The organism is Streptomyces sp. OfavH-34-F, from assembly GCF_022347745.1.
Lineage (GTDB): Bacteria > Actinomycetota > Actinomycetes > Streptomycetales > Streptomycetaceae > Streptomyces.
In genome coordinates, this window is the sequence record NZ_JAKRGC010000071.1 from 1 (window position 1) to 25,101 (window position 25,101).

General features: G+C 70.2%; 27 protein-coding genes and 1 pseudogene. 22 read left to right on the plus strand and 6 right to left on the minus strand.

Annotation, left to right across the window (positions count from 1 at the left end; all coding sequences use genetic code 11):
• The 17 genes from rho to MHW47_RS13800 form a co-directional block, all read left to right on the plus strand.
• Positions 1-1,312, plus strand: a 1,312-nt coding sequence (rho, locus tag MHW47_RS13720) for a transcription termination factor Rho (RefSeq protein ID WP_239223280.1), incomplete at its 5' end; no start/stop codon positions are given.
• 243 nt (positions 1,313-1,555) lie between these two features.
• Positions 1,556-1,780 (plus strand): 50S ribosomal protein L31, encoded by a 225-nt coding sequence (gene rpmE, locus MHW47_RS13725; RefSeq protein ID WP_111338195.1) that lies wholly within the window; start codon positions 1,556-1,558, stop codon positions 1,778-1,780.
• A gap of 152 nt (positions 1,781-1,932) precedes the next feature.
• Positions 1,933-3,009 (plus strand): peptide chain release factor 1, encoded by a 1,077-nt coding sequence (prfA, locus tag MHW47_RS13730; protein ID WP_239223282.1) that lies wholly within the window; start codon positions 1,933-1,935, stop codon positions 3,007-3,009.
• A 45-nt stretch (positions 3,010-3,054) separates the two neighbouring features.
• The gene (gene prmC, locus MHW47_RS13735) at positions 3,055-3,900 is read left to right on the plus strand and encodes a peptide chain release factor N(5)-glutamine methyltransferase (protein WP_239223283.1); all 846 of its coding nucleotides are present in this window, start codon (positions 3,055-3,057) and stop codon (positions 3,898-3,900) included.
• A 61-nt stretch (positions 3,901-3,961) separates the two neighbouring features.
• The gene (locus MHW47_RS13740) at positions 3,962-4,609 is read left to right on the plus strand and encodes an L-threonylcarbamoyladenylate synthase (RefSeq protein ID WP_239223284.1); all 648 of its coding nucleotides are present in this window, start codon (positions 3,962-3,964) and stop codon (positions 4,607-4,609) included.
• A complete protein-coding gene (locus tag MHW47_RS13745; RefSeq protein WP_239223286.1) occupies positions 4,606-5,247 on the plus strand; it encodes a protein-tyrosine-phosphatase in 642 nt (213 codons plus the stop codon). Before MHW47_RS13740 ends, MHW47_RS13745 begins: the two co-directional genes overlap by 4 nt.
• A gap of 116 nt (positions 5,248-5,363) precedes the next feature.
• The gene (locus MHW47_RS13750) at positions 5,364-6,782 is read left to right on the plus strand and encodes an MraY family glycosyltransferase (RefSeq protein ID WP_239223288.1); all 1,419 of its coding nucleotides are present in this window, start codon (positions 5,364-5,366) and stop codon (positions 6,780-6,782) included.
• 260 nt (positions 6,783-7,042) lie between these two features.
• The gene (locus tag MHW47_RS13755; protein ID WP_239223290.1) at positions 7,043-7,480 is read left to right on the plus strand and encodes a hypothetical protein; all 438 of its coding nucleotides are present in this window, start codon (positions 7,043-7,045) and stop codon (positions 7,478-7,480) included.
• Positions 7,481-7,706: 226 nt separating this feature from the next.
• Positions 7,707-8,528 carry a F0F1 ATP synthase subunit A gene (atpB, locus tag MHW47_RS13760; RefSeq protein WP_239223291.1) on the plus strand — a complete coding sequence of 274 codons (822 nt, stop codon included), beginning with the start codon at positions 7,707-7,709 and terminating at the stop codon, positions 8,526-8,528.
• Positions 8,529-8,595: 67 nt separating this feature from the next.
• Entirely contained in the window at positions 8,596-8,844 is a 249-nt protein-coding gene (atpE, locus tag MHW47_RS13765; RefSeq protein ID WP_018102636.1) for an ATP synthase F0 subunit C, read from the plus strand.
• A gap of 37 nt (positions 8,845-8,881) precedes the next feature.
• Positions 8,882-9,427 carry a F0F1 ATP synthase subunit B gene (locus MHW47_RS13770; RefSeq protein WP_239223292.1) on the plus strand — a complete coding sequence of 182 codons (546 nt, stop codon included), beginning with the start codon at positions 8,882-8,884 and terminating at the stop codon, positions 9,425-9,427.
• Complete coding sequence (locus tag MHW47_RS13775) at positions 9,424-10,239, plus strand: F0F1 ATP synthase subunit delta (protein WP_239223293.1); 816 nt, start codon at positions 9,424-9,426, stop codon at positions 10,237-10,239. The genes MHW47_RS13770 and MHW47_RS13775 overlap by 4 nt, the downstream gene beginning before the upstream one ends.
• Before the next feature lie 137 nt (positions 10,240-10,376).
• Positions 10,377-11,948: a F0F1 ATP synthase subunit alpha gene (gene atpA, locus MHW47_RS13780; protein WP_239223294.1), complete on the plus strand. Its 1,572-nt coding sequence runs from the start codon at positions 10,377-10,379 to the stop codon at positions 11,946-11,948.
• Positions 11,949-11,951: 3 nt separating this feature from the next.
• Positions 11,952-12,866, plus strand: a complete 915-nt coding sequence (locus tag MHW47_RS13785) for a F0F1 ATP synthase subunit gamma (protein WP_239223295.1) — start codon at positions 11,952-11,954, stop codon at positions 12,864-12,866.
• Positions 12,866-14,308 carry a F0F1 ATP synthase subunit beta gene (atpD, locus tag MHW47_RS13790; protein WP_239223296.1) on the plus strand — a complete coding sequence of 481 codons (1,443 nt, stop codon included), beginning with the start codon at positions 12,866-12,868 and terminating at the stop codon, positions 14,306-14,308. The genes MHW47_RS13785 and atpD overlap by 1 nt, the downstream gene beginning before the upstream one ends.
• Positions 14,309-14,417: 109 nt before the next feature.
• Entirely contained in the window at positions 14,418-14,792 is a 375-nt protein-coding gene (locus MHW47_RS13795; protein ID WP_111338209.1) for a F0F1 ATP synthase subunit epsilon, read from the plus strand.
• 141 nt (positions 14,793-14,933) lie between these two features.
• The gene (locus tag MHW47_RS13800) at positions 14,934-15,380 is read left to right on the plus strand and encodes a DUF2550 domain-containing protein (protein WP_239223297.1); all 447 of its coding nucleotides are present in this window, start codon (positions 14,934-14,936) and stop codon (positions 15,378-15,380) included.
• Positions 15,381-15,497: 117 nt separating this feature from the next.
• Here the strand turns inward: MHW47_RS13800 and MHW47_RS13805 are convergent, their stop codons facing one another.
• The 3 genes from MHW47_RS13805 to MHW47_RS13815 form a co-directional block, all read right to left on the minus strand.
• On the minus strand, positions 15,498-17,381 hold the full coding sequence (locus MHW47_RS13805) for a glycoside hydrolase family 18 chitinase (RefSeq protein ID WP_239223298.1): 1,884 nt from the start codon (positions 17,379-17,381) through the stop codon (positions 15,498-15,500).
• A gap of 182 nt (positions 17,382-17,563) precedes the next feature.
• Positions 17,564-18,214 (minus strand): response regulator transcription factor, encoded by a 651-nt coding sequence (locus MHW47_RS13810; RefSeq protein ID WP_239223299.1) that lies wholly within the window; start codon positions 18,212-18,214, stop codon positions 17,564-17,566.
• A 9-nt stretch (positions 18,215-18,223) separates the two neighbouring features.
• Positions 18,224-19,411 (minus strand): sensor histidine kinase, encoded by a 1,188-nt coding sequence (locus MHW47_RS13815; RefSeq protein ID WP_239223300.1) that lies wholly within the window; start codon positions 19,409-19,411, stop codon positions 18,224-18,226.
• A 152-nt stretch (positions 19,412-19,563) separates the two neighbouring features.
• Between MHW47_RS13815 and MHW47_RS13820 the strand changes: the two genes are divergently transcribed.
• Positions 19,564-20,133: a hypothetical protein gene (locus tag MHW47_RS13820; protein WP_239223302.1), complete on the plus strand. Its 570-nt coding sequence runs from the start codon at positions 19,564-19,566 to the stop codon at positions 20,131-20,133.
• Between the two features lie 24 nt (positions 20,134-20,157).
• Here MHW47_RS13820 and MHW47_RS13825 read toward each other — a convergent pair whose 3' ends face one another.
• The 3 genes from MHW47_RS13825 to MHW47_RS13835 are packed head-to-tail and all read right to left on the minus strand — an operon-like array spanning position 20,158 to position 22,286.
• The gene (locus MHW47_RS13825) at positions 20,158-20,730 is read right to left on the minus strand and encodes a cob(I)yrinic acid a,c-diamide adenosyltransferase (protein WP_239223304.1); all 573 of its coding nucleotides are present in this window, start codon (positions 20,728-20,730) and stop codon (positions 20,158-20,160) included.
• Between the two features lie 13 nt (positions 20,731-20,743).
• Positions 20,744-21,490 (minus strand): ABC transporter permease, encoded by a 747-nt coding sequence (locus MHW47_RS13830; protein ID WP_239223306.1) that lies wholly within the window; start codon positions 21,488-21,490, stop codon positions 20,744-20,746.
• Between the two features lie 16 nt (positions 21,491-21,506).
• Positions 21,507-22,286: an ABC transporter ATP-binding protein gene (locus MHW47_RS13835; RefSeq protein ID WP_239223308.1), complete on the minus strand. Its 780-nt coding sequence runs from the start codon at positions 22,284-22,286 to the stop codon at positions 21,507-21,509.
• A 79-nt stretch (positions 22,287-22,365) separates the two neighbouring features.
• On the opposite strand from MHW47_RS13835, the gene MHW47_RS13840 reads away from it, so the two are divergent.
• The 4 genes and pseudogenes from MHW47_RS13840 to MHW47_RS13855 all read left to right on the plus strand — a co-directional run.
• Positions 22,366-23,007, plus strand: a complete 642-nt coding sequence (locus tag MHW47_RS13840) for a TetR/AcrR family transcriptional regulator (protein ID WP_239223310.1) — start codon at positions 22,366-22,368, stop codon at positions 23,005-23,007.
• Positions 23,008-23,150: 143 nt separating this feature from the next.
• Positions 23,151-23,999 (plus strand): 3-hydroxyacyl-CoA dehydrogenase family protein, encoded by an 849-nt coding sequence (locus tag MHW47_RS13845; protein ID WP_239223312.1) that lies wholly within the window; start codon positions 23,151-23,153, stop codon positions 23,997-23,999.
• A 238-nt stretch (positions 24,000-24,237) separates the two neighbouring features.
• Entirely contained in the window at positions 24,238-24,561 is a 324-nt protein-coding gene (locus tag MHW47_RS13850; protein ID WP_111338216.1) for an STAS domain-containing protein, read from the plus strand.
• A gap of 253 nt (positions 24,562-24,814) precedes the next feature.
• A pseudogene (locus tag MHW47_RS13855) lies at positions 24,815-25,101 on the plus strand (ATP-binding protein); the annotation flags it as partial.

Genomic DNA, 25,101 nt, shown 5'->3' on the forward strand with positions numbered 1-25,101 from the left:
CCAGGGCGGCCGGCGCCAGGGCGGCGGCCAGAACCAGGGCGGCAACAACGGCCCCCAGGACGACGGCTTCGACGACGAGGGCGGCCGGCGCGGCCGGCGCGGACGCTACCGCGACCGCCGTGGCCGCCGTGGCCGCGACGACTTCGCCGACGCCCCGCCCGTCAGCGACGACGACGTCCTGATCCCCGTCGCGGGCATCCTGGACATCCTCGACAACTACGCGTTCATCCGGACCTCCGGCTACCTGCCCGGCCCGAACGACGTGTACGTCTCGCTGGCCCAGGTCCGCAAGAACGGCCTGCGCAAGGGCGACCACGTCACCGGCGCCGTGCGCCAGCCCAAGGACGGCGAGCGCCGCGAGAAGTTCAACGCGCTGGTCCGCCTCGACTCGGTCAACGGCATGGCGCCGGAGTCCGGCCGCGGCCGCCCCGAGTTCCAGAAGCTGACGCCGCTCTACCCGCAGGACCGGCTCCGCCTGGAGACCGACTCCAACGTCCTGACGACGCGCATCATCGACCTGGTCGCCCCCATCGGCAAGGGCCAGCGCGGTCTGATCGTGGCCCCGCCGAAGACCGGCAAGACCATGATCCTCCAGGCCATCGCCAACGCGATCACGGTCAACAGCCCCGAGTGCCACCTGATGGTCGTCCTGGTCGACGAGCGTCCGGAAGAGGTCACCGACATGCAGCGGTCGGTGAAGGGCGAGGTCATCTCCTCGACCTTCGACCGCCCCGCCGAGGACCACACCACCGTCGCCGAGCTGGCCATCGAGCGCGCCAAGCGCCTGGTCGAGCTGGGCCACGACGTGGTCGTCCTGCTCGACTCGATCACCCGCCTGGGACGCGCGTACAACCTCGCCGCCCCGGCCTCCGGCCGCATCCTGTCCGGTGGTGTCGACTCGACCGCGCTCTACCCGCCGAAGCGCTTCTTCGGTGCCGCGCGCAACATCGAGGACGGCGGCTCGCTGACCATCCTGGCCACCGCGCTCGTCGAGACCGGCTCGCGCATGGACGAGGTGATCTTCGAGGAGTTCAAGGGCACCGGCAACATGGAGCTCAAGCTCGACCGCAAGCTCTCCGACAAGCGGATCTTCCCGGCGGTGGACGTCGACGCGTCCTCCACCCGCAAGGAGGAGATCCTGCTCGGCGGCGAGGAGCTGGCGATCGTCTGGAAGCTGCGCCGGGTGCTGCACGCCCTCGACCAGCAGCAGGCCATCGAGCTGCTCCTGGACCGGATGAAGAAGACCCAGTCCAACGCGGAGTTCCTGCTCCAGATCCAGAAGACCACCCCGGCGCCGGGCAACAACGACTAGTTGCCCTTCCGCCGGCATCCAGGGCCGCCTCCGCACTCCGGTGCGGGGGCGGTCCTCGCCGTGCTGCCCCCGCCCAGGGCCTCGGCCTGCGGATTCCGCCCCGGCCGCGCCGGGGAATAGCAGGGCCCCCACCCTCGTTTTGGGAGATACGGCCGGTCCTGGCAGACTGGTACGTCGGCCCCGGTTCACGGACGCGCAATCCGCGCGTGCGACCCGGTGCCCTCCCGAACCTAGGAGAAACCCTTGAAGCGCGACATCCACCCCCAGTACGTCGAGACGCAGGTCAGCTGCACCTGTGGCGCGTCGTTCACCACCCGCTCCACGCTGGACAGCGGCACCATCCGTGCCGAGGTCTGCTCCGAGTGCCACCCGTTCTACACGGGCAAGCAGAAGATCCTCGACACCGGTGGCCGTGTGGCCCGCTTCGAGGCCCGCTTCGGCAAGGGCGCCAAGGCCTCCGGCAAGTAGCGAGCCGTCCGCGCCGGTCCGCGACGCCCTCATCCGGGGGCGCCGTGGCCGGCGTTTTTTTCCGGTCCGGGGCGGGGCCGGCCCACGTACCCCCCGCCCGGCAGGCACCCACCGGCCGGCAGGCACGACCAGCGAAGGAACCAGGAGCCGAGATGTTCGAGGCGGTCGAGGAACTGATCGGCGAGCACGCCGATCTCGAGAAGCAGCTCGCCGACCCCGCGGTCCACGCCGACCAGGGCAACGCGCGCAAGCTCAACAAGCGCTACGCCGAGCTGACCCCGATCATCTCCGTGTACCGCGCCTGGAAGCAGTCCGGCGACGACATCGAGACCGCCCGCGAGCTGGCCGCCGACGACCCCGACTTCGCCGCCGAGGTCAAGGACCTGGAGCAGGAGCGCGAGGAACTCACCGAGAAGCTCCGCCTCCTCCTCGTCCCGCGCGACCCCAGCGACGACAAGGACGTGCTCCTGGAGATCAAGGCCGGGGCGGGCGGCGACGAGTCCGCGCTGTTCGCCGGCGACCTGCTGCGCATGTACCTGCGCTACGCCGAGCGCGTCGGCTGGAAGACCGAGATCATCGACTCCACCGAGTCCGAGCTGGGCGGCTACAAGGACGTCCAGGTCGCCGTGAAGACCAAGGGCGGCAACGGGGCCACCGAGCCCGGCCAGGGCGTCTGGGCCCGCCTCAAGTACGAGGGCGGGGTGCACCGCGTGCAGCGCGTGCCCTCCACCGAGTCCCAGGGCCGCATCCACACCTCCGCCGCCGGCGTCCTCGTCACGCCCGAGGCCGAGGAGGTCGACGTCGAGATCCACGCCAACGACCTGCGCATCGACGTCTACCGCTCGTCGGGCCCCGGCGGCCAGTCCGTCAACACCACCGACTCCGCCGTCCGCATCACCCACCTGCCGACCGGCGTCGTCGCCTCCTGCCAGAACGAGAAGAGCCAGCTCCAGAACAAGGAGCAGGCCATGCGCATCCTGCGCTCCCGGCTGCTCGCCGCCGCCCAGGAGGCCGCCGAGCAGGAGGCTTCGGACGTACGTCGCAGCCAGGTGCGTACGGTCGACCGGTCCGAGAAGATCCGGACGTACAACTTCCCGGAAAACCGGATCTCCGACCACCGCGTCGGCTTCAAGGCGTACAACTTGGACCAGGTGCTCGACGGAGACCTGGACGCGGTCATCCAGGCGTGCGTCGACGCCGACTCCGCGGCCAAGCTCGCCTCCGCCTGAGCCCCACCGCCCCGCCCCGCTCGTGAACCCGTACGGAGAACCGCGATGAACCTGCTGCTCGCCGAGGTGGCCCAGGCCACCCAGCGGCTGGCCGACGCCGGTGTTCCCTCACCGAGATTCGATGCCGAGGAACTCGCCGCGTTCGTGCACGGCGTCAAGCGGGGCGAGCTGCACAACGTGCCGGACGCCGACTTCGACGCCCGCTACTGGGAGACCGTCGCCCGCCGCGAGGCCCGCGAACCCCTCCAGCACATCACCGGACGCGCCTTCTTCCGCTACCTGGAGCTCCAGGTCGGACCCGGCGTCTTCGTGCCCCGCCCCGAGACCGAGTCCGTCGTCGGCTGGGCCATAGACGCCGTCCGCGCGATGGACGTCGTCGAACCGCTGATCGTGGACCTGTGCACCGGCTCCGGCGCCATCGCCCTCGCCATGGCCCAGGAGGTCCCGCGCTCCCGCGTGCACGCCGTGGAGCTGTCCGAGGACGCCCTGAAGTGGACCCGGAAGAACGCGGAGAACTCGCGCGTCACCGTCCACCGCGGCGACGCCCTCACCGCCCTGCCGGAGCTGGACGGCCAGGTCGACCTGGTCATCTCCAACCCGCCGTACATCCCGCTCACCGAGTGGGAGTACGTGGCGCCCGAGGCGCGCGACCACGACCCCGAGATGGCGCTGTTCTCCGGCGAGGACGGCCTCGACACCATCCGGGGCATCGAGCGCACCGCCCACCGCCTGCTGCGCCCCGGCGGCCTCGTCGTCGTCGAGCACGCCGACACCCAGGGCGGCCAGGTGCCCTGGATCTTCACCGAGGAGCGGGGCTGGGCCGACGCCGCGGACCACCCCGACCTCAACCGGCGCCCCCGGTTCGCCACGGCCCGCAAGGCGATGCCGTGACGCGGGCCGCCCCTCGCGCCCAGGACCCGCACCACCCGTACACGCTTGAGGAGGCCGGCTGATGGCACGGCGATACGACTGCAACGACGCGACCGACCGCACGACGGGGCTGCGCGAGGCCGCCTCGGCCGTCCGCCGCGGCGAGCTCGTCGTGCTGCCCACCGACACCGTGTACGGGGTCGGCGCGGACGCGTTCAGCGCGGAGGCCGTCGGCGACCTGCTCGAAGCCAAGGGCCGGGGCCGCAACATGCCCTCGCCGGTCCTCATCGGCTCCCCGAACACCCTGCACGGCCTGGTCACCGACTTCTCCGAGCAGGCGTGGGAGCTGGTGGACGCCTTCTGGCCGGGCGCCCTGACCCTCGTCGCCAAGCACCAGCCCTCGCTCCAGTGGGACCTGGGGGACACCCGGGGCACGGTCGCCGTCCGGATGCCGCTGCACCCGGTCGCCATCGAACTGCTCACGGAGGTCGGCCCGATGGCCGTCTCCAGCGCCAACCTCACCGGCCACCCGGCGCCGGAGGACTGCGACGCCGCCCAGGAGATGCTCGGCGACTCCGTCTCCGTCTACCTCGACGGCGGCCCGACCCCGGGCATCGTGCCGTCCTCGATCGTCGACGTCACCGGAAAGGTGCCCGTCCTGCTGCGTTCCGGGGCCCTGTCGGCGGAGGAGCTGCGCAAGGTGGTACCCGACCTCGAGGTGGCCAATTGACCGCCCCCGAGGGGCGTGGCATAGCGGGGCGGTCCGACACTTTCCGCATCCTCCACGTCAGCACCGGCAACGTCTGCCGCTCGCCGATCACCGAGCGGCTGACCCGGCACGCCCTGGTGCACCGGCTGGGCGACCCGCTCCAGGGCGGGCTGATCGTGGAGAGCGCGGGCACCTGGGGCCACGAGGGCGCCCCGATGGAGGCCAACGCCGAGGTGGTCCTCGCCGACTTCGGGGCGGACGCCACCGGGTTCACCGGCCGTGAACTGCTCGACGAGCACGTCATCCGCGCCGACCTGGTGCTCACCGCGACGCGCGACCACCGCGCCCAGGTCATCTCCATGGGCCACTCGGCCGGGCTGCGCACCTTCACGCTCAAGGAGTTCACCCGGCTGGTCCGGGCGATAGACCCGGCGACCCTGCCCGACGCCCGCGAGGAGGGCGTCGTCGAGCGCGCCCGCGCCCTGGTCCGGGCCGCCGCCGCGCTGCGCGGCTGGCTGCTGGCCCCGACCGCGGAGGCCGACGAGGTCTACGACCCGTACGGGGCCCCGATCACGTTCTTCCGGTCCGTGGGCGACGAGATCAGCCAGGCCCTGGACCCGGTCGTCACCGCGCTGACCGGCGTCTCCGCGCCCCGCTGACGTCCCCCGTGCAACCATCGCGGCCGGCTCCGTGTCCTCAACCATGGGACCGACGTAGTTAAGGTGTGGGCTGGGAGCGTGTCCGCCAACACACTCCGAGATGGCCGGCGACATTTGTGGGGCAGCCCGTGCGTGATTACTTGCTGACACTCTGCGTCACGGCCGCTGTGACCTATCTGCTCACCGGTCCGGTGCGCAAGTTCGCCATCGCGGTCGGGGCCATGCCCGCGATCCGCGCGCGCGACGTCCACCGCGAACCGACCCCGCGACTCGGCGGCATCGCCATGTTCGGCGGGCTGTGCGCGGGACTGATCGTCGCGAGCCACCTGGCCAACCTGGACGGCGTCTTCGAGCTGTCCAGCGAGCCGCGCGCGCTGCTCTCCGGGGCGGCCCTGATCTGGCTGATCGGCGTCCTGGACGACAAGTTCGAGATCGACGCCCTGATCAAGCTCGGCGGGCAGATGCTGGCCGCCGCCGTCATGGTCCTGCAGGGCCTGACGATCCTCTGGCTGCCGATCCCCGGCGTCGGCACCGTCGCCCTCACCCCGTGGCAGGGCACGCTGCTCACGGTGGCGCTGGTCGTCATCACGATCAACGCGGTGAACTTCGTCGACGGCCTGGACGGCCTGGCGGCGGGCATGGTCCTCATCGCCGCCGCCGCGTTCTTCCTGTACACCTACCGGCTCTGGTACGGGCACACCATCGAGGCCGCCGCCCCGGCGACGCTCTTCGCCGCGATCCTGATGGGCATGTGCCTGGGCTTCCTGCCGCACAACATGCACCCGGCCCGGATCTTCATGGGCGACTCCGGCTCGATGCTCATCGGCCTGGTGCTGGCGGCCGGCGCGATCTCGGTGACCGGGCAGGTGGACCCGGACAACATGCGGCTCTTCGAGGGCAGCGAGCGCCAGGCGACCCACGCGATGCTCCCGGTCTTCATCCCGCTGCTGCTGCCGCTGACCATCATCGCGATCCCGGCCGCCGACCTGGTGCTGGCGATCGTGCGGCGTACCTGGAACGGCCAGTCGCCGTTCGCGGCGGACCGCGGCCACCTGCACCACCGGCTGCTCAACATCGGCCACTCGCACAGCCGGTCGGTGCTGATCATGTACTTCTGGTCGGCGCTGATCGCCTTCGGTGCGGTGGGGTACTCGGTGCACTCGACGTCCCTGTGGATCGTCCTGGTGATCGTGGGCCTGAGCGCGCTCGGGCTGATCCTGCTCCTGATGCCCCGCTTCACCCCGCGCGCCCCGCGCTGGGCGGAGAGCTTCGTTCCGCCGCGCTACCGGCGGCGGCGCAGGCGCGGGGCGGGGGAGGAGGCGACCGGAAACGGTGCCGCGGAGGGCCAACAGGGGCCCGTGGACGGCCAGATGGACCCGGCGGGGCCCGAGAGGTCGGGGAAGGGTGCCGAGGAGCCTGAGGGGGCCGCTGGGGCTCCGGTGGCCGCTGGGGTGACGGGCGTCAACGGAGCGACGGCGATCAGCCATCGTTCGCGTACTTCCGAGCGCCGGGCGGCCGGATCCACCCGCCGCTGAACCGGTCATCGAGGTCCTTTAGCAGACAAACCGAAGGCGTACTTCGCTCACACGTGCTCGTTAGCCCTCACGTGTGACAGCAAGCACACTTTCTTGGTAAAGACCTCATCAAATAGTTTGTGATACCGTTCACGAAGCCCGGTGACGGAGCCGAAGAACCTGATGTAGCACGGTTCATCGGCGAGAGCCATCGCCTCGAACCGGGCCTACGCTCGTCCCTGACGACACTTTGCCCACCCCCTTGCAAGCGGAGCTGCCCCATGCCGTCCAGCGACGTCCGGACTCTCCTCCAAGCCGCCGTACCCACCGCTGCCGCCGGCCTCGTCGCCGCCGCGGTCAGCGCCGGTGTCGCGGGCGGCAAGGGAGCCCTGGGCGCGATCGTCGGGACGCTCGTGGTCATCGCCTTCATGGGGATCGGGCTCATGGTCCTGCAGCGGACCGCCAGGTCCCTGCCGCACCTCTTCCAGGCGATGGGGCTCGCGCTCTACACCGCGCAGCTCCTGTTGCTGTTCATCTTCGTCGCGGTATTCAAGAACACCTCGCTGTTCAACCCGAAGGCCTTCGCGATCACCCTGGTCGCGACGACCCTCGTGTGGATCGGCGCACAGGCGCGTGCGCACATGAAGGCCAAGATCCTTTACGTCGAACCGGAGTCCGGCAAGGGCGACAAGCCCGGAAAGCCGGGGTCCGAAGCGTGAAGGGTAGGGGCGGAATAAGTGCGGGGTCCCGACCCTGCTATCGTCCGGTTCCAACTGCGGCACTGCGGGCGCGTGCATGTGAGCTGACGCCTGCTCGATCGCGAGGCTCACATGCCTGACTGCCGCTCACACATCCGAAACACCAGTCCAGTGCCGAACCGCGGCCGCACGCCGCGCCGACACAACGAGGTTGCCGTACCTATGCGCCACGCTGAAGGAGCCCGCGGTGAGTGCTGACCCGACACAGGTGCTCGCCTTCGAGACCGACTGCCACCTCTTCGACGGTTGTGGCTTTCCGGCACCCGGCCTGCACTCGTTCCTGTTCGAGCCCCTCTGGGGCGACGCGGACAGCAACTTGTACTTCAACAAGACGATGCTGCTGGCCCTGCTCGGCTCGGTCGTCATCGTGGGCTTCTTCTGGGCCGCCTTCCGCAAGCCGAAGTTGGTGCCCGGCAAGCTCCAGATGACGGCCGAGGCCGGTTACGACTTCATCCGCCGCGGCATCGTCTACGAGACGATCGGCAAGCGCGACGGCGAGAAGTACGTCCCGCTGATGGTCTCGCTGTTCTTCGTGATCTGGATGATGAACCTCTGGTCCATCATTCCCGTCGCCCAGTTCCCCGTGACGGCGATCATCTCGTACCCGGCGATCCTCGCTCTGATCGTCTACCTCCTGTGGGTCGGTCTGACCTTCAAGAAGCACGGCTTCGTCGGCGCCCTCAAGAACTTCTCGGGGTACGACAAGAGCCTCGGCGGCGTCCTGCCGCTCTCGATGACCATCGAGTTCTTCTCGAACCTGCTGGTCCGGCCGTTCACCCACGCGGTCCGGCTCTTCGCCAACATGTTCGCGGGCCACACGCTCCTGCTGCTCTTCACGATCGCCAGCTGGTACATGCTCAACGGCATTGGGATCGCCTACGCAGGTGTGTCGTTCGTGATGGTCATCGTGATGACCGCCTTCGAACTCTTCATCCAGGCTGTCCAGGCCTACGTCTTCGTGCTGCTGGCCTGCAGCTACATCCAGGGCGCTCTCGCCAAGGGCCACTGAGCACCCCACTCCCGAAGCACCCGGTGGCCAACCCCCACCGGACATTGAAAGAGAAGGAAGAACCGGCATGTCCGCTCTCCAGACCCTCGCCGCCGGCGTCGAAATCAAGGGCAACCTCGGCTCGATCGGTTACGGCCTCGCCGCGATCGGCCCCGGCGTCGGCATCGGCATCATCTTCGGTAACGGCACCCAGGCGCTCGCCCGTCAGCCCGAGGCCGCCGGCCTCATCCGCGCCAACCAGATCCTCGGCTTCGCCTTCTGTGAGGCGCTCGCCCTGATCGGTCTGGTCATGCCGTTCGTCTACCCGACCTCCTGACCGGTCGCAGACAGCCCATTCGACGGAAGGCACTGACGTGAACCCCCTGGTTCAGCTCGCGGCGGAGGAAGCGGAAAACCCGCTCATTCCGCCGATCCCTGAGCTCGTCATTGGCCTCATCGCTTTCCTCATCGTCTTCGGTTTCCTCGCCAAGAAGCTCCTCCCGAACATCAACAAGGTTCTGGAAGAGCGCCGCGAGGCCATCGAAGGCGGCATCGAGAAGGCCGATGAGGCCAGGACCGAGGCCCAGAGCGTCCTTGAGCAGTACAAGGCCCAGCTCGCCGAGGCCCGTCACGAAGCCGCTCGTCTGCGCCAGGAGGCGCAGGAGCAGGGCGCCGTGATCCTGCAGGAAATGCGCGCGGAGGGCCAGCGCCAGCGCGACGAGATCGTCGCCGCCGGCCACGCCCAGATCGAGGCCGACCGCAAGGCCGCCGCCGCCGCGCTGCGCCAGGACGTGGGCAAGCTCGCCACCGAACTGGCCGGCAAGCTCGTCGGCGAGTCCCTCGAGGACCACGCCCGGCAGAGCGGCACCGTCGACCGTTTCCTCGACGAGCTCGAGGCGAAGGCCGAGGCAGTCCGATGAACAGCGCGAGCCGCGAGGCACTGGCAGCCGCACGCGAGCGCCTCGACGCGCTGACCGACAGCACGTCGGTCGACGCGGCGAAGCTCGCCGAGGACCTGGCCGGCGTCACGGCGCTGCTGCACCGCGAGGTGTCGCTGCGCCGGGTCCTGACCGACCCGGCGCAGCCGGGCGAGGCCAGGGCCGAGCTGGCAAGCCGCCTGCTCGGCGGCCAGGTGGGCGGCGAAGCCGTCGATCTGGTCTCCGGCATGGTCCGCTCGCGCTGGTCGCAGTCGCGCGACCTGGTCGACTCGGTCGAGGAACTGGCGAACACCGCCGACCTCACCGCCGCCCAGCGCAACGGCGACCTGGACGACGTCGAGGACGAACTCTTCCGGTTCGGCCGCATCGTCGCCTCGGACACCGCCCTGCGTGCCGCGCTCAGCAGCCGGACCGCGACCCCCGCCGCCAAGAGCGAGCTGCTGCGCAGCCTGCTCGGCGGCAAGGCGCGGCCCGCCACCGAGCGCGTCATCGTGCGGCTTGTCACCCAGCCGCGTGGACGTAGCCTGGAAGCGGGACTCGAGTCCCTCTCCAAGCTCGCCGCGGAGCGCCGGGAGCGCATGGTCGCGATCGTCACCTCGGCGGTGCCGCTCACCGACCGGCAGAAGCAGCGCCTGGGTGCGGCCCTGGCGAAGATCTACGGACGGCAGATGCACCTCAACCTCGACGTGGACCCCGCGGTCCTCGGCGGGATCGCGGTGCGCGTGGGCGACGAGGTCATCAACGGCACCATCGCGGAGCGCCTCGACGAGGCGACCCGCCGCATGGCCGGCTGATCCGAGCGCGGCGCAACAGAACAGAGCAAGACCAGCGGCCCGGTTGGGCCGTGCAGAAACTGCAGAAGATTCCTGGGGGTCGGCCCCCAGACCCCCTTAAGAAACTTCGGGCCCAACAAGGAGAGCAGGGAACCCAGATGGCGGAGCTCACGATCCGGCCGGAGGAGATCCGGGACGCGCTGGAGAACTTTGTCCAGTCGTACAAGCCGGACGCGGCCTCGCGCGAGGAGGTCGGTACGGTCAGCGTTGCCGGCGACGGCATCGCGAAGGTGGAGGGCCTCCCCTCCGCCATGGCGAACGAGCTGCTGAAGTTCGAGGACGGCACCCTCGGTCTCGCCCTCAACCTCGAGGAGCGCGAGATCGGTGCGATCGTCCTCGGCGAGTTCGACGGGATCGAGGAGGGCCAGCCGGTGCAGCGCACCGGTGAGGTGCTCTCGGTCGGCGTCGGCGAGGGCTACCTCGGCCGCGTCGTCGACCCGCTCGGCAACCCGATCGACGGTCTCGGCGAGATCGCGACCGACGGCCGCCGCGCCCTCGAGCTGCAGGCCCCTGGCGTCATGGTCCGCAAGTCGGTGCACGAGCCGATGCAGACCGGCTACAAGGCCGTCGACGCGATGGTGCCGATCGGCCGCGGCCAGCGCCAGCTGATCATCGGTGACCGCCAGACCGGCAAGACCGCCCTGGCCGTCGACACGATCATCAACCAGCGCGACAACTGGCGCTCGGGCGACGTGAACAAGCAGGTCCGCTGCATCTACGTCGCCATCGGTCAGAAGGGCTCCACCATCGCCTCCGTGCGCGGTGCCCTCGAAGAGGCCGGCGCCCTGGAGTACACGACCATCGTCGCCGCCCCGGCGTCCGACCCGGCCGGCTTCAAGTACCTGGCGCCGTACACCGGCTCGGCCATCGGCCAGCACTGGATGTACCAGGGCAAGCACGTCCTGATCATCTTCGACGACCTCTCGAAGCAGGCCGACGCCTACCGCGCCGTGTCCCTGCTGCTGCGCCGTCCGCCGGGCCGTGAGGCGTACCCCGGTGACGTCTTCTACCTCCACTCGCGTCTGCTGGAGCGCTGCGCCAAGCTCTCCGACGACATGGGTGCCGGTTCGATGACGGGTCTCCCGATCGTCGAGACCAAGGCGAACGACGTGTCGGCGTTCATTCCGACCAACGTCATCTCCATCACCGACGGCCAGTGCTTCCTGGAGTCCGACCTGTTCAACGCCGGTCAGCGTCCGGCCCTGAACGTCGGTATCTCGGTCTCCCGCGTCGGTGGCTCCGCCCAGCACAAGGCGATGCGCCAGGTGTCCGGCCGACTCCGCGTGGACCTCGCCCAGTACCGCGAGCTGGAGGCGTTCGCCGCCTTCGGTTCCGACCTGGACGCGGCCTCCAAGGCGTCGCTGGAGCGCGGTAAGCGCATGGTCGAGCTGCTGAAGCAGCCGCAGTACGCCCCGTTCCCGGTCGAGGAGCAGGTCATCTCCATCTGGGCCGGCACCAACGGCAAGATGGACGACGTCCCGGTCGAGGACATCCGCCGCTTCGAGACGGAGCTGCTGGAGTACCTGCGCCGCGAGCGCAAGGACCTCCTGACCAGCATCCGCGAGGGCGCCAAGATGTCCGACGACACGCTGCAGGCGATCGCCGACGCCGTCGCCAGGTTCAAGCAGCAGTTCGAGACCTCGGACGGCAAGCTCCTGGGCGAGGGCTGATCGATGGGCGCTCAGCTTCGCGTTTACAAGCGCCGCATCCGCTCCGTCACCGCCACGAAGAAGATCACCAAGGCGATGGAGATGATCGCCGCCTCGCGCATCGTCAAGGCGCAGCGCCAGGTGGCGGCATCGACGCCGTACGCCACCGAGCTCACCCGCGCGGTGACCGCGGTGGCGACCGGCTCCACCACCAAGCACCCGCTGACCACCGAGGCCGAGAACCCGACCCGGGCCGCGATCCTGCTCATCACGAGCGACCGCGGTCTGGCCGGCGGTTACTCCTCCAACGCCATCAAGGCCGCGGAGCGACTGACCGAGCGGCTGCGCGGTGAGGGCAAGGAGGTCGACACGTACGTGATCGGCCGCAAGGGTGTCGCCTACTACGGGTTCCGGGAGCGCAAGCTCGCCGACTCGTGGACCGGCTTCACCGACAGCCCCACGTACGCGGATGCCAAGCGGGCGGCTGCCCCGCTGATCGAGGCGGTCAGCACGGACATCACCGAGGGCGGCGTCGACGAGCTGCACATCGTCTTCACGGAGTTCGTGTCGATGATGACGCAGAACCCGGTCGACGACCGGATGCTGCCGCTCAGTCTCGGTGCCACGGAGAAGGAGGCCGGCAAGGGCGAGATCCTGCCGCTCTTCGACTTCGAGCCGTCGGCGGAGGACGTTCTCGACGCGCTGCTTCCGCGGTACGTCGAGAGCCGCGTCTACAACGCGCTGCTGCAGGCCGCTGCTTCCGAGCACGCCGCCCGCCGCCGCGCGATGAAGTCGGCCACCGACAACGCCGGTGAGCTCATCAAGACGCTCTCCCGGCTCGCCAACGCGGCCCGCCAGGCCGAAATCACCCAGGAAATCAGCGAGATCGTCGGTGGTGCCAGCGCGCTGGCCGACGCGACCGCGGGGAGTGACAAGTAATGACGACGACAGTTGAGACGGCCGTTGCCACGGGCCGCGTCGCCCGGGTCATCGGCCCGGTCGTCGACGTGGAATTCCCCGTCGACGCGATGCCGGAGATCTACAACGCGCTGACCGTCCAGGTGGCCGACCCGGCCGAGGACGGCAAGCTCAAGACCCTCACGCTCGAGGTCGCCCAGCACCTCGGTGACGGCGTGGTCCGCGCGATCTCGATGCAGCCCACCGACGGCCTGGTCCGCCAGGCCCCGGTGACCGACTCGGGCACGGGCATCACCGTCCCCGTCGGTGACATCACCAAGGGCAAGGTCTTCAACACCCTCGGCGAGATCCTGAACAAGCCCGAGGCCGAGGCCGAGGTCACCGAGCGCTGGTCCATCCACCGCAAGGCGCCCAACTTCGACCAGCTCGAGTCCAAGACCGAGATGTTCGAGACCGGCGTCAAGGTCATCGACCTCCTCACCCCGTACGTCAAGGGTGGAAAGATCGGTCTGTTCGGTGGTGCCGGTGTCGGCAAGACCGTGCTGATCCAGGAGATGATCTACCGCGTCGCCAACAACCACGACGGTGTGTCGGTGTTCGCGGGCGTCGGTGAGCGCACCCGTGAGGGCAACGACCTCATCGAGGAGATGGCCGAGTCCGGCGTCATCGACAAGACGGCCCTCGTCTTCGGCCAGATGGACGAGCCGCCGGGGACGCGTCTGCGCGTCGCCCTGGCCGGTCTGACCATGGCGGAGTACTTCCGCGATGTGCAGAAGCAGGACGTGCTCTTCTTCATCGACAACATCTTCCGGTACACCCAGGCCGGCTCCGAGGTGTCCACCCTGCTCGGCCGCATGCCGTCCGCGGTGGGTTACCAGCCGAACCTGGCCGACGAGATGGGTCTCCTCCAGGAGCGCATCACCTCGACCCGCGGTCACTCGATCACCTCGATGCAGGCGATCTACGTCCCCGCGGACGACCTGACCGACCCGGCGCCGGCGACCACCTTCGCCCACCTCGACGCGACGACGGTTCTCTCCCGTCCGATCTCCGAGAAGGGCATCTACCCGGCCGTGGACCCGCTGGACTCGACGTCCCGCATCCTCGACCCGCGGTACATCGCCGAGGACCACTACGCGGCCGCCATGCGTGTCAAGGGGATCCTGCAGAAGTACAAGGACCTCCAGGACATCATCGCGATCCTCGGTATCGACGAGCTGGGCGAGGAGGACAAGCTCGTCGTCCACCGTGCCCGTCGCGTCGAGCGCTTCCTGTCCCAGAACACCCACGTCGCCAAGCAGTTCACCGGCGTGGACGGTTCGGACGTTCCGCTCGACGAGTCGATCGCCGCGTTCAACGCCATCTGCGACGGTGAGTACGACCACTTCCCCGAGCAGGCGTTCTTCATGTGCGGTGGCATCGAGGACCTGAAGGCCAACGCCAAGGAGCTCGGCGTCTCCTGAGCCCCGGCTCACCGAGGGGGACGGGTGCTGTCCCGTCCCCCTCACCACGCCCCGTAGAATTGACCCAACACCCGGCACGACCGCCGGGTGGTGACCCGAGGAGCCACCCTTGGCTGCTGAGCTGCACGTCGAGCTGGTCGCCGCGGACCGCAGTGTCTGGTCCGGCGAGGCCACCCTTGTCGTCGCGCGCACCACGTCCGGCGACATCGGCGTCATGCCCGGTCACCAGCCGCTTCTGGGTGTGCTGGAATCGGGCCCGGTGACGATCCGTACGAGCGACGGCGCGACCGTCGTCGCCGCGGTGCACGGCGGTTTCCTCTCGTTCGCCGACGACAAGCTCTCGCTTCTCGCCGAGATCGCGGAGCTGGCCGACGAGATCGATGTCGAGCGCGCGGAGCGTGCGCTCGAGCGTGCGAAGTCGGACACGGACGCCGCTTCCGAGCGGCGCGCCGAAGTACGACTGCGTGCGGTGGCGGCACACTAGCCACCCCACGACATGGCTTTACCCTCAGCCGCGGCCCGTGCCGGAGACGCCTCCGGACCGTGTCGCGGCTGAGGCGATGCAGATGCAGGTGAAGTTCCGGGCGGTATCCGTTTACTCGACGACGCGAGGAGGTCGGTGGAGATGTTCCTCGCACTGTGGGTGGGCGGGCTGGTCGTCGCACTGGTCGTGGTGGGGCTTTTCGTCTTCGGCCTGCGCCGGCGGCTGATCCAGCGGTCCGGCGGAACGTTCGACTGCAGTCTGCGGTGGGACGTACCGGCCGAGCCCGATCTGTCGGGCAAGGGCTGGGTGTACGGCGTCGCCCGGTACAGCGGCGACGAGGTGAACTGGTTCCGGGTCTTCAGCTACTCGCCCCGGCCCCGCCGGGTCCTGGAGCGCTCCGCGATCGAGGTGGTGGCCCGCCGCATGCCGGAGGGCGAGGAGGAGCTCGCGCTGCTCTCCGACGCCATCGTGCTCTGCTGCCGCCACCGGGAGACCCGGCTGGAGCTGGCGATGAGCGAGGACGCGCTGACCGGCTTCCTCGCCTGGCTGGAGGCGGCCCCGCCCGGCCAGAGGGTGAACGTGGCCTGAGGCCGCGACGAGCACCGCGCGCGCGTCGCGTGGGTGCGGACATACGAAAACCGGGGAGACAGGGGGCGGACCTGTCTCCCCGGCGTTTTCGGGGGTGAGCCTCGGTCTTGTCAGGACCTACTTCAGACCGCTGTTCATCGCGGTCACGAGTTCACCGTTGGTGGTGTCCCCGCTGAACTCCCAGAAGAACGCGCCTCCCAGGCCCTGGGTCTTGGCCCAGGCCATCTTGGACTTGATGGTGGCCGGGGTGTCGTAGCTCCACCAGTTGGTGCCGCAGTGCGCGTACGCCGTACCCGCGATGGTGCCGGTGGAGGGGCAGGTGTTCTTGAGGACCTTGTAGTCCTCGATGCCGGCCTCGTAGGTGCCCGGCGCGGCGCCGGTCGCCGTGCCACCGGGCGCGGCCTGGGTGACGCCGGTCCAGCCGCGGCCGTAGAAGCCGATGCCGAGCAGCAGCTTCGAGGCGGGCACGCCCTGGGCCTTCAGCTTGGCGATCGCGTCGGCGGAGTTGAAGCCGTCCTTCGGGATGCCGGCGTACGACGTCAGCGGGGAGTGCGGAGCCGTCGGGCCCTTCGCGTCCCAGCCGCCGAAGAAGTCGTACGTCATGACGTTGTACCAGTTGAGGGACTGCGCGGCGCCGGCGTAGTCGGCCAGGTCGATCTTGCCGCCCTGGGAGCCGTCGGCCGTGATGGCGGCGGTGACCAGGTAGTCCTTGCCGAACTTGGTGCGCAGCGCCGAGGTGAGCTTCTTCAGCGCGTCCGGGCCGCTGGTGTCACAGGTCAGACCGCAGGCGTTCGGGTACTCCCAGTCGATGTCGATGCCGTCGAAGACATCGGCCCAGCGGGGGTCCTCCACCAGCTTGTAGCAGGAGTCGGCGAACGCGGCGGCGTTCTGGGAGGCCTGGCCGAAGCCGCCGGACCAGGTCCAGCCGCCGAAGGACCACAGGACCTTGATGTGGGGGTACTTCGCCTTGAGCTTGCGCAGCTGGTTGAAGCTGCCGCGCAGCGGCTGGTCCCAGGTGTCGGCGACGCCGTCCACGGACTGGTCGGCGGTGTACGCCTTCTCGTAGTCGGCGTAGGAGTCGCCGATGGTGCACTTGCCGCCCTGGACGTTGCCGAAGGCGTAGTTGATGTGCGTGATCTTCGCGGCCGAACCGGACGTGTCCAGGTTCTTGACGTGGTAGTTGCGCCCGTAGACGCCCCACTCGGCGAAGTAGCCGAGGTTGACCTTGTCGCCGGTCTGGTTGCCGCCGTCGTCGCCGCCACCGGTGGTGCGGACCTTGACCGCGCCGCTGACCGGGCCGGTCTGGTCGGCGGTGTCACGCGCCTGGACCGTGTACGAGTAGTCCGTACCGGCGGTCAGGCCGCTGTTGGTGTACGTGAGGCCGGTGACCGTGGCCACGACCGCGCCGTCCCGCAGGACGTCGTAGTTCTTGATGCCGTGGTCGTCGGTGGCGGCGGTCCAGCTGAGCTTCACCGAGGTGTCGGTGACGCCGCTGGCGGTGGGGGTGCCCGGCGCCGAGGGGGCGTTGTCGCCGGGAACCGTGGGACCGCCGTCGCAGGAGGCGCCGTTCAGCTTGCAGTTGGTGGCCGAACCGCCGCCGGAGCCGGTGCCGTTGAAGCCGAAGGAGACGCTGGCGCCCGGGGCGAGGGTGCCGTTCCAGCCGACGTTCTTGGCGGTCCAGTGGTCACCGGTGTGGGTGACGGTGGCGTCCCAGGCGGAGCCGACCGCGGTGCCGGTGGGGAAGTCCCACTCGATGGTCCACGAGCTGAGGGAGGTGGTACCGGTGTTCTTCACCGTCCAGGAGCCCTCGAAGCCGGAGCCCCAGTCGGACTTCTTGACGTACGTGGCCGTGGCGGAGGTCGCCGCCTCGGCGGGGGAGGCCAGGCCGACCATGACGGCCAGCGGCAGGAGCATCGCGGTGAGGCCCGCGACTGCTCGGGTTCTGGTGGCTTTACCGGGCCCTGTTCTGAATCGGGTCCGGCGGGGGGTCTCAGTGCTCAACGGTGCTCCTCGGGTGAGGTCCGGACATACGGGGTGGTCCGTGGACTACTGACCCTGCGCCGCCCTGAGCCCGCCGCTTTTGTCATGGCAGGCTCACCGCAGTGTGCTCGGTGAGATTAGGAAGGTCTGGACCAATCGTCAAGAGGTCTGGACCAAAGACGCGGTCGCTCCCGGAATAAACCTCACACGCCCAATTCCTGGGCCAGCACGGCCGCCTGGACCCTGCTGCGCAGTTCGAGCTTGCCCAGCAACCGGCTGACATGGGTCTTCGCGGTGGCCTCCGCCATGGAGAGCCGGACCGCGATCTCCGCGTTCGACAGCCCCTCGCCCAGGCACCCCAGCACCTCGCGCTCCCGCCGGGTCAGCGACTCCAGCACCGACGGGTCCGGCGCGTCCGGCGCCCGCCCGCCGGTCGTCCCCGCGAACTCCGCGATCAGCCGGCGCGTCACGGCCGGCGCGATCATCCCCTCGCCGCGCGCCACCGTGCGCACCGCGTCGAGCAGCCCGGCCGCCTCCGTGTCCTTCAGCAGGAAGCCCGAGGCGCCCGCCCGCAACGCCCCGAACACATAGGCGTCCAGGTCGAACGTGGTCAGCACCAGCACGTCCGCCAGCCGCTCCCGGGTCACCTGCCGGGTCGCCGAGACGCCGTCCAGGCGCGGCATCTGAACGTCCATCAGGACCACGTCCGGGCGCAGCTCACGGGCCAGCCGCACCGCCTCCTCACCGTCCCCCGCCTCGCCGGCGACCTCGATGTCCGGCGCGCTGCCCAGGATGAGCACCAGCCCCGCCCGTACCGCCGTCTGGTCCTCCGCGACCAGCACCCGGATCGTCATGTCCGCACCTCACCCCGTCTTCCGTGTACCGGACACGGGCAGCTCCGCCCGCACCCGCCAGATCCCGTCCTGCGGCCCCGCCGCGAACGTGCCGCCGAGCAGCGCCACGCGTTCCCGCATCCCCACCAGACCGGCGCCCGACCCCGGTGCGCGCGGCCCCGGCCGGTCGCCGAGCGCACTGGTCACCTCCACCGTCAGCACCTCGGCCGCCCGGCCCAGCCGCACCACGACCGGGCCGGGCGCCGCGTGCTTGAGCGCGTTGGTCAGGGACTCCTGCGCGATGCGGTACGCGGCCAGCTCGACCGGCGCCGGCAGGGGCTCGGACCCGGTCCTGGTGTCCTCCAGGACGCAGGTCAGCCCGCCCGCCGCGGCGGCGGCCCGGTGCTGCTCGATCAGCGAGTCCAGCGAGCCGAGCGTCGGCGAGCTGCTGGGCTCCGGACCGCCCGTTCCGGTGCGCAGCAGCCCGATCAGGCGTCGCATTTCGGCCAGACCCTCGACGCTGTTCTCCCGGATCACCCCGAGCGCCGTGCGGGAGGTCTCCGGGTCGCCGATGGACAGCGCGGCGGTGGAGTGGATCGCGATGGCGGACAGGTGGTTGGCGACCAGGTCGTGCAGTTCCCGCGCCATCCGGGCGCGCTCGGCGGTGACCGCCTGGGCGCGGTCCATCTCGGCGAGCAGGGCGGTCTGGTCGGCGCGCAGCCGGGCGGTCTCGGCGGCGTCCCGGTGGTAGCGGACGCTGACCCCGGTGAGGGCGGGCACGAAGACGACCAGGGCGGTGACGATGCCGATGAGCAGGGCCTCGGGGCTGCGGAGCCAGACGAGCGAGCCGGCGGTGACGGCGAGGCTGAACAGGAAGGCGGCCACCGGGATGCGGCGGGCGGCCGCCGGGGTGCCGTACAGCACCGCCGCGTAGACGATGTCGGTGTACATCGCGACGGTCGCCAGGTTGCCGTGGGTGCACTGCTCGGCGAGGAGGGCGACGGTGCCGATGGTCAGGGCGGTGCGCGGCGAGGTGCGGCGCAGCAGCTCCGCGGCCGCCATCACGGTGAGCGGGATCAGCGGGAGCCGGGTGTCCGCGAGGACGTACCCGGTCCGCATGTACAGGTTGAGCAGCCACAGCACCAGGCCGCCGAGCAGCCCGGAGGCCGCGATGATCACGTCGTCGCGGTGGGGGCGGGGCAGGGGGAGAGCCGGCATCCGTCCATCCAACACGCCCCGCCCGCCGCGCCGCGTCCGCGCCGGGGGCGACCCGCCACTACATCGAAGTATGCAGTCGGGTTTCCTCACCGGGGCCGATGATCCGGGCCGGGGCGGTGGTCAGGCTGGAAGGGACCGAAAAGGAGCGGACCGTGATCGTCACACTGATCGTCGCCTGCGAGATCGCCTTCTGGGTGGTGCTCGCCGCCGGCCTGGCCCTGCGCTACGGGGCGCGCAAGCCGCGGCTGGGGGCCGCCGTGCTGCTGTGCGAGCCGGTGCTGGAACTCGTCCTGCTGGTGGTGACCGCCATCGACCTGAAGAACGGCGCGGAGCCCGACTGGAAGCACGGGCTCGCCGCCGTCTACATCGGCTTCACGGTGGGCCTCGGGCACTCCACCATCACCTGGGTGGACGCCCGGGTGTCGCACCGCTTCGCCGGCGGGCCGCCCCCGGTGAAGCCGCCGAAGTACGGCAGGGAACGGGCCGTGTACGAGTGGCGGACCGCCGCCCGGTGGTGTGCCGCGGCGGTGACGGCCCTGGTGCTGCTCCAGGCGGCCGTCTGGTACGTCGGGGGAGACGGGGACGTGTCCTCGCTGCGGTCCTGGCAGCGCACCATGCTCTGGGTGATCGGGATCAACCTGCTGATCGCGGGGAGCTACACGCTGTTCCCCAAGCGGGAGCCGGCGGACCGGGACAAGGAGAGGAGCCCGTCCGCGAGGTGAGCCGCCTCGCGGACGGGCCCCGGCTCAGCGCTCGCCGCCCGGCACCCACAGGACGTCGCCGACCTCCTTGTTCGCCACCCGCGCCAGGATGAACAGCAGGTCGGAGAGGCGGTTGAGGTAGGTCGCCGTCAGCGGGTTCATCACCTCGCCGTGCACCTCCATGGCGGCCCAGGTGGAGCGCTCGGCGCGGCGGACGACGGTGCACGCCTGGTGCAGCAGGGCGGCGCCGGGGGTGCCGCCCGGCAGGATGAAGCTGCGGAGCTTCTCGACCTGCTCCAGGTAGTGGTCGCAGTCGGCCTCCAGCTTGTCGACGTAGCTCTGCTCCACCCGCAGCGGGGGGTACTTCGGGTCCTCGACGACCGGGGTGGACAGGTCCGCGCCCACGTCGAACAGGTCGTTCTGCACGCGGACGAGGACCTTCACGATGTCCTCGCCGAGCTGCCCGAGGGCGATCGCGGTGCCGATGACCGCGTTGGCCTCGTTGGCGTCGGCGTAGGCGGAGATCCGCAGATCGGTCTTGGCGGTGCGGCTCATGTCACCGAGTGCGGTGGTGCCGGTGTCGCCGGTACGGGTGTAGATGCGCGTCAGATTGACCATGCGGCCAGAGTAGTTATGCTCCGGCCCTCCTGAAGACGCGTGTGCCCACTGTCACGGCCAGGGCCGCGAAGCCCAGGGCGACCAGGACGCCGTACAGCATGTGCGCGGTGGCGTACGAGCCGGCGTACGCGTCCCGGACCGCGTCCACCAGGTAGCGGAACGGCGTGAAGTGCGAGAGCACGTCGAGCCAGGCCGGGCCGAGCGTCATCGGCAGCATCAGACCGGACAGCAGCATGGCCGGCACGGTGAGGGCGTTGATGACGGGCCCGAACTCCTGCGGGGTGGCGACCCGCATGGCCAGCGCGTACGAGAGCGAGGCCAGCGAGACGGTCAGCAGGCCGACGAAGGCGAAGCCGATCAGTACCCCGCCGAGCGGCGCGCGCAGCCCCATGGGGACGGCGACGAGCACCAGCAGCACCGCCTGGAACATGAACAGCAGCGCGTCCCGCAGGACCCGGCCCAGCAGCAGCGCCGCCCGGCTGACCGGGGTCACCCGCATCCGCTCGACCACCCCGGTGGACGTGTCGATGATGAGGCCGAACCCGGCGAACGAGGCGCCGAACAGGGCGAGCTGGAGCAGCAGGCCCGGCACCAGGACCTGCCAGGAGTCGCCGTCCCCGCCGAGCGGCAGCCCGGTGAGCAGCGGCCCGAACAGGAGCAGGTAGAGCAGGGGCATAAGGATGCCGAAGAAGATCTGGAACCTGGAGCGCAGGGTCTGGCGGGCGTAGCGCCCGAAGATCAGCGCGGTGTCGTGCAGCATGGGTGTCCCGGGGGTGTCAGACCGCGAGGGGCGCGGTGTCGGCGGCGGGGGCCCGGCCGGTGACGGCCAGGAAGGCGTCCTGGAGGGTGGCGTCCGGGGAGCCCGCGTACCGGGTCTTCAGTTCCGCCGGACTGCCCTGCGCGGCCACCCGGCCGCCGTCCACGACGACGAGCCGGTCGGCGAGCGCGTCGGCCTCGTCGAGGTAGTGCGTGGTGAGCACGACGGTCGTGCCGTGGGTGTCGCGCAGCCGGCGCACCAGGTCCCACAGGGCGGTGCGGCCGGCCGGGTCGAGTCCGGTGGTCGGCTCGTCGAGGAAGAGGACGGCGGGGCGGTGGGTGAGCCCCATGGCGATGTCGAGCCGCCTGCGCTGCCCGCCGGAGAGCGCGGCGGTCTTCCGGTCCAGCAGCTCCGACAGTCCCAGTTCCCCGGCGAGTTCATCGGCCCGGCGTGCCGCGGCGGCCCTGCCGAGCCGGTACATCCGGCCCTGGGTGACGAGTTCCTCCCGCACGGTGGTGTGCGGGTCCACCCCGCCCGACTGGGCGACGTAACCGCACCGGGCGCGCACCCCCGCCGGGTCGGCGGCCAGGTCGTGTCCGGCGACGGTGGCCGCGCCGCCGGTGGGGGCGAGCAGGGTGGTGAGCATGCGCAGGGTGGTCGTCTTGCCGGCGCCGTTGGGGCCGAGCAGGCCGACGATCTCGCCGGCCGCCACGGTCAGGTCGAGGGAGCGGACGGCCTCGACCGGTCCGGCTTTGCTCGTGAAGGTCCGGGCGAGCCCGGCCGTGCTGATGAGGGGCATGCCGCCACAAAACCAGAGTCACCCCAAAAATGCAATGACACCAAGTTTTCAGGAACCCCATCCGATCTACGATGGGGGCATGGCTGAGGGACTCAGAGAGCGCAAGAAGCGGCAGACCAGGCAGCAGCTGTCGGACGTGGCCACCGGTCTCTTCCTGGAGCGCGGCTTCGACGCGGTCACGATCGCCGAAATCGCCCAGGCCGCCGACGTGTCGGTCAACACCGTGTACAACTACTTCCCCGCCAAGGAGGACCTCTTCCTGGACCGCGGCCGGGACGTGGTCGAGCGCCTCTCCCGGTACGTCAGGGGCCGGGACCGCGGCGAGTCGGCGGCGGACGCCGTGCTGCGGGAACTGCGCCTCCAGGTCGAGGGCGTCTCGCCCATGCTCGGCCTGATGGAGGGTTACGCGCGCTTCATGCGGGTCATCGAGGGCGCCGACAGCCTCAAGGCCCGCCTGTGGCACATCCAGCAGGAGGCCCAGCAGCACCTGGAGGCCACCCTGGCGGAGGAGAGCGGCGCCGGGGACGAGGACCCGCTGCCGGTCCTCGTGGCCGGTCAGCTCTCCTGGGTCCACAGCACGCTCATGGCGTACATCGGCCGCGAGATGATGGCCGGGCGCGGCCCCTCCGAGGTCTCGCGGGACGCCCTCGTCCTGCTCGACGACATCGAGGACCTGCTGGGCGAAAAGGTACTCAACTACGCCCGCCGCGCCGCCGAATGACGGCCGGGTGACGCCTGCCGGTGTGATGTCCGTCATTTGAGACGTGACGCGCATCTCTTCGCGGCCCCAGCGCGCGCCACGGGTACTAACCTCCGCCGGAGGGCATGGACCAGAACCAGCGACACATACAGAGGGGTGCCAACGTGGCCAGGAAGCTCGCCGTCATCGGAGCCGGACTCATGGGGTCCGGTATCGCGCAGGTCTCCGCCCAGGCGGGCTGGGACGTGGTGCTGCGCGACGTCACCGACGAGGCCCTGACCCGCGGCCGCGACGGCATCAAGGCCTCGTACGACAAGTTCGTCTCCAAGGGCAAGCTCGACGCCGCCGACGCCGAGGCCGCGCTCGGCCGGATCACCACCACCACCGACCTGGACGCGGTCGCCGACGCGGACGTCGTGGTGGAGGCCGTCTTCGAGAAGCTGGAGGTCAAGCACGAGATCTTCCGGTCCCTGGACTCCATCGTCCGGGACGACACCGTGCTCGCCTCCAACACCTCCGCCATCCCGATCACCAAGATCGCGGCCGTGACCAAGCGCCCGGAGCGCGTCGTCGGCGTGCACTTCTTCTCGCCGGTCCCGATGATGCAGCTCTGCGAACTCGTCCGCGGCTACAAGACCAGCGACGAAACCCTCGCCACCGCGCGGGAGTTCGCCGAGTCCGTCGGCAAGACCTGCATCGTCGTCAACCGCGACGTGGCCGGCTTCGTCACCACCCGGCTGATCTCGGCGCTCGTTGTCGAGGCTGCCAAGCTGTACGAGTCGGGCGTCGCCACCGCCGAGGACATCGACACCGCCTGCAAGCTCGGTTTCGGCCACGCCATGGGACCGCTGGCCACCGCCGACCTGACGGGCGTGGACATCCTGCTGCACGCCACCGGCAACATCTACACCGAGTCCCAGGACGAGAAGTTCGCCGCCCCGGAGCTGATGCGCCGGATGGTCGATGCAGGTGACATCGGGCGCAAGAGTGGGCAGGGCTTCTACACCTACTGATCATTTCCGGTCCGGTCCGGCTGATTCGCCGTCCAGCAGGCCGGGGTGCCGTACGGGAACCGCCGTCCGGAACCAGCGGCCCCATCCGGGGCCGCAGCCGTTCCGTATCACTCCCCGGAGTGAATTCGGTATCGGTTCGCTTACAGACGGCAACTAGCCTGTCGCTGCCGCAGTCAGTTGGGGCAGTGACAGTTTCGGACAGACGGACCGGGCCACGGAGCATCCCAGGGGAGCGCATATGCACATCAGGGGCGACCACGCCGAGCTGGTCGTCGGGGGCCGCCTCGACGTCCGAAGCGCGGCGGACGCCCGTACGGTCCTGCACACGGCCCTCGACGACGGCGTCGGCGATCTGGTGCTCGACCTGACCGAGCTGGATTCGTGGGACGCCACCGGACTCGGCGTCATCATGGGCGCACACCGCAGGGCCGGGCGCGCCGGACGCCGCCTCGTGCTGCGCGGCGTGCCTCCGCAGATGCAACGCCTCCTGGTGGCCACCCGGCTGCACCGCATCCTCGCCATCGAGGGCGGCATCGCCGCGGAGTCCCTGCCGCGCGTCTGAGCCCCGGCCGGGACGCCGCGTGCCCCCGGGCGGACCCTCGGTGACCGTACGGCCCAAGCCGCACAATCCTCACGAGACCGTGATCTGTGGGGCAGCGCCCCACCCCGGCCGCTCATGGATACTGAGCGGAGGTTTAGGGTTCGGCCGTCTGCCGATTGACGGACCCACCCGGCGGACACCGGACCGTGAGCGGCATCTGACGTGCGAGGCCGGGAGGGACAACCGTGCTCGACGCGTCTTGGGGGCTTTGGCGATGGACCCGATACACCGGGGGCCGGAAGAGTTCGGCCACGACAACAAGGGCTTGGCGAAGGACGCGGCAGGCCGCCGTCCCTCCCGCGAACCGCTGACTCCGGATTTCGGTCAGCAAACACCGCAACAGGCCCGCGTGGTCACCCTCGTCGCCGGCGATCTGCTGCTCACCGTCAACCCGGTCGACGGCAGCGAGGTCGAGCTGTGCCCGCCCGGCGAACAGCCCGCGCCCCCCGTCCGCCGCACCCCCGCCGAACGGGCCGAACGCGCCCGCGCCGCCGCGCCCCC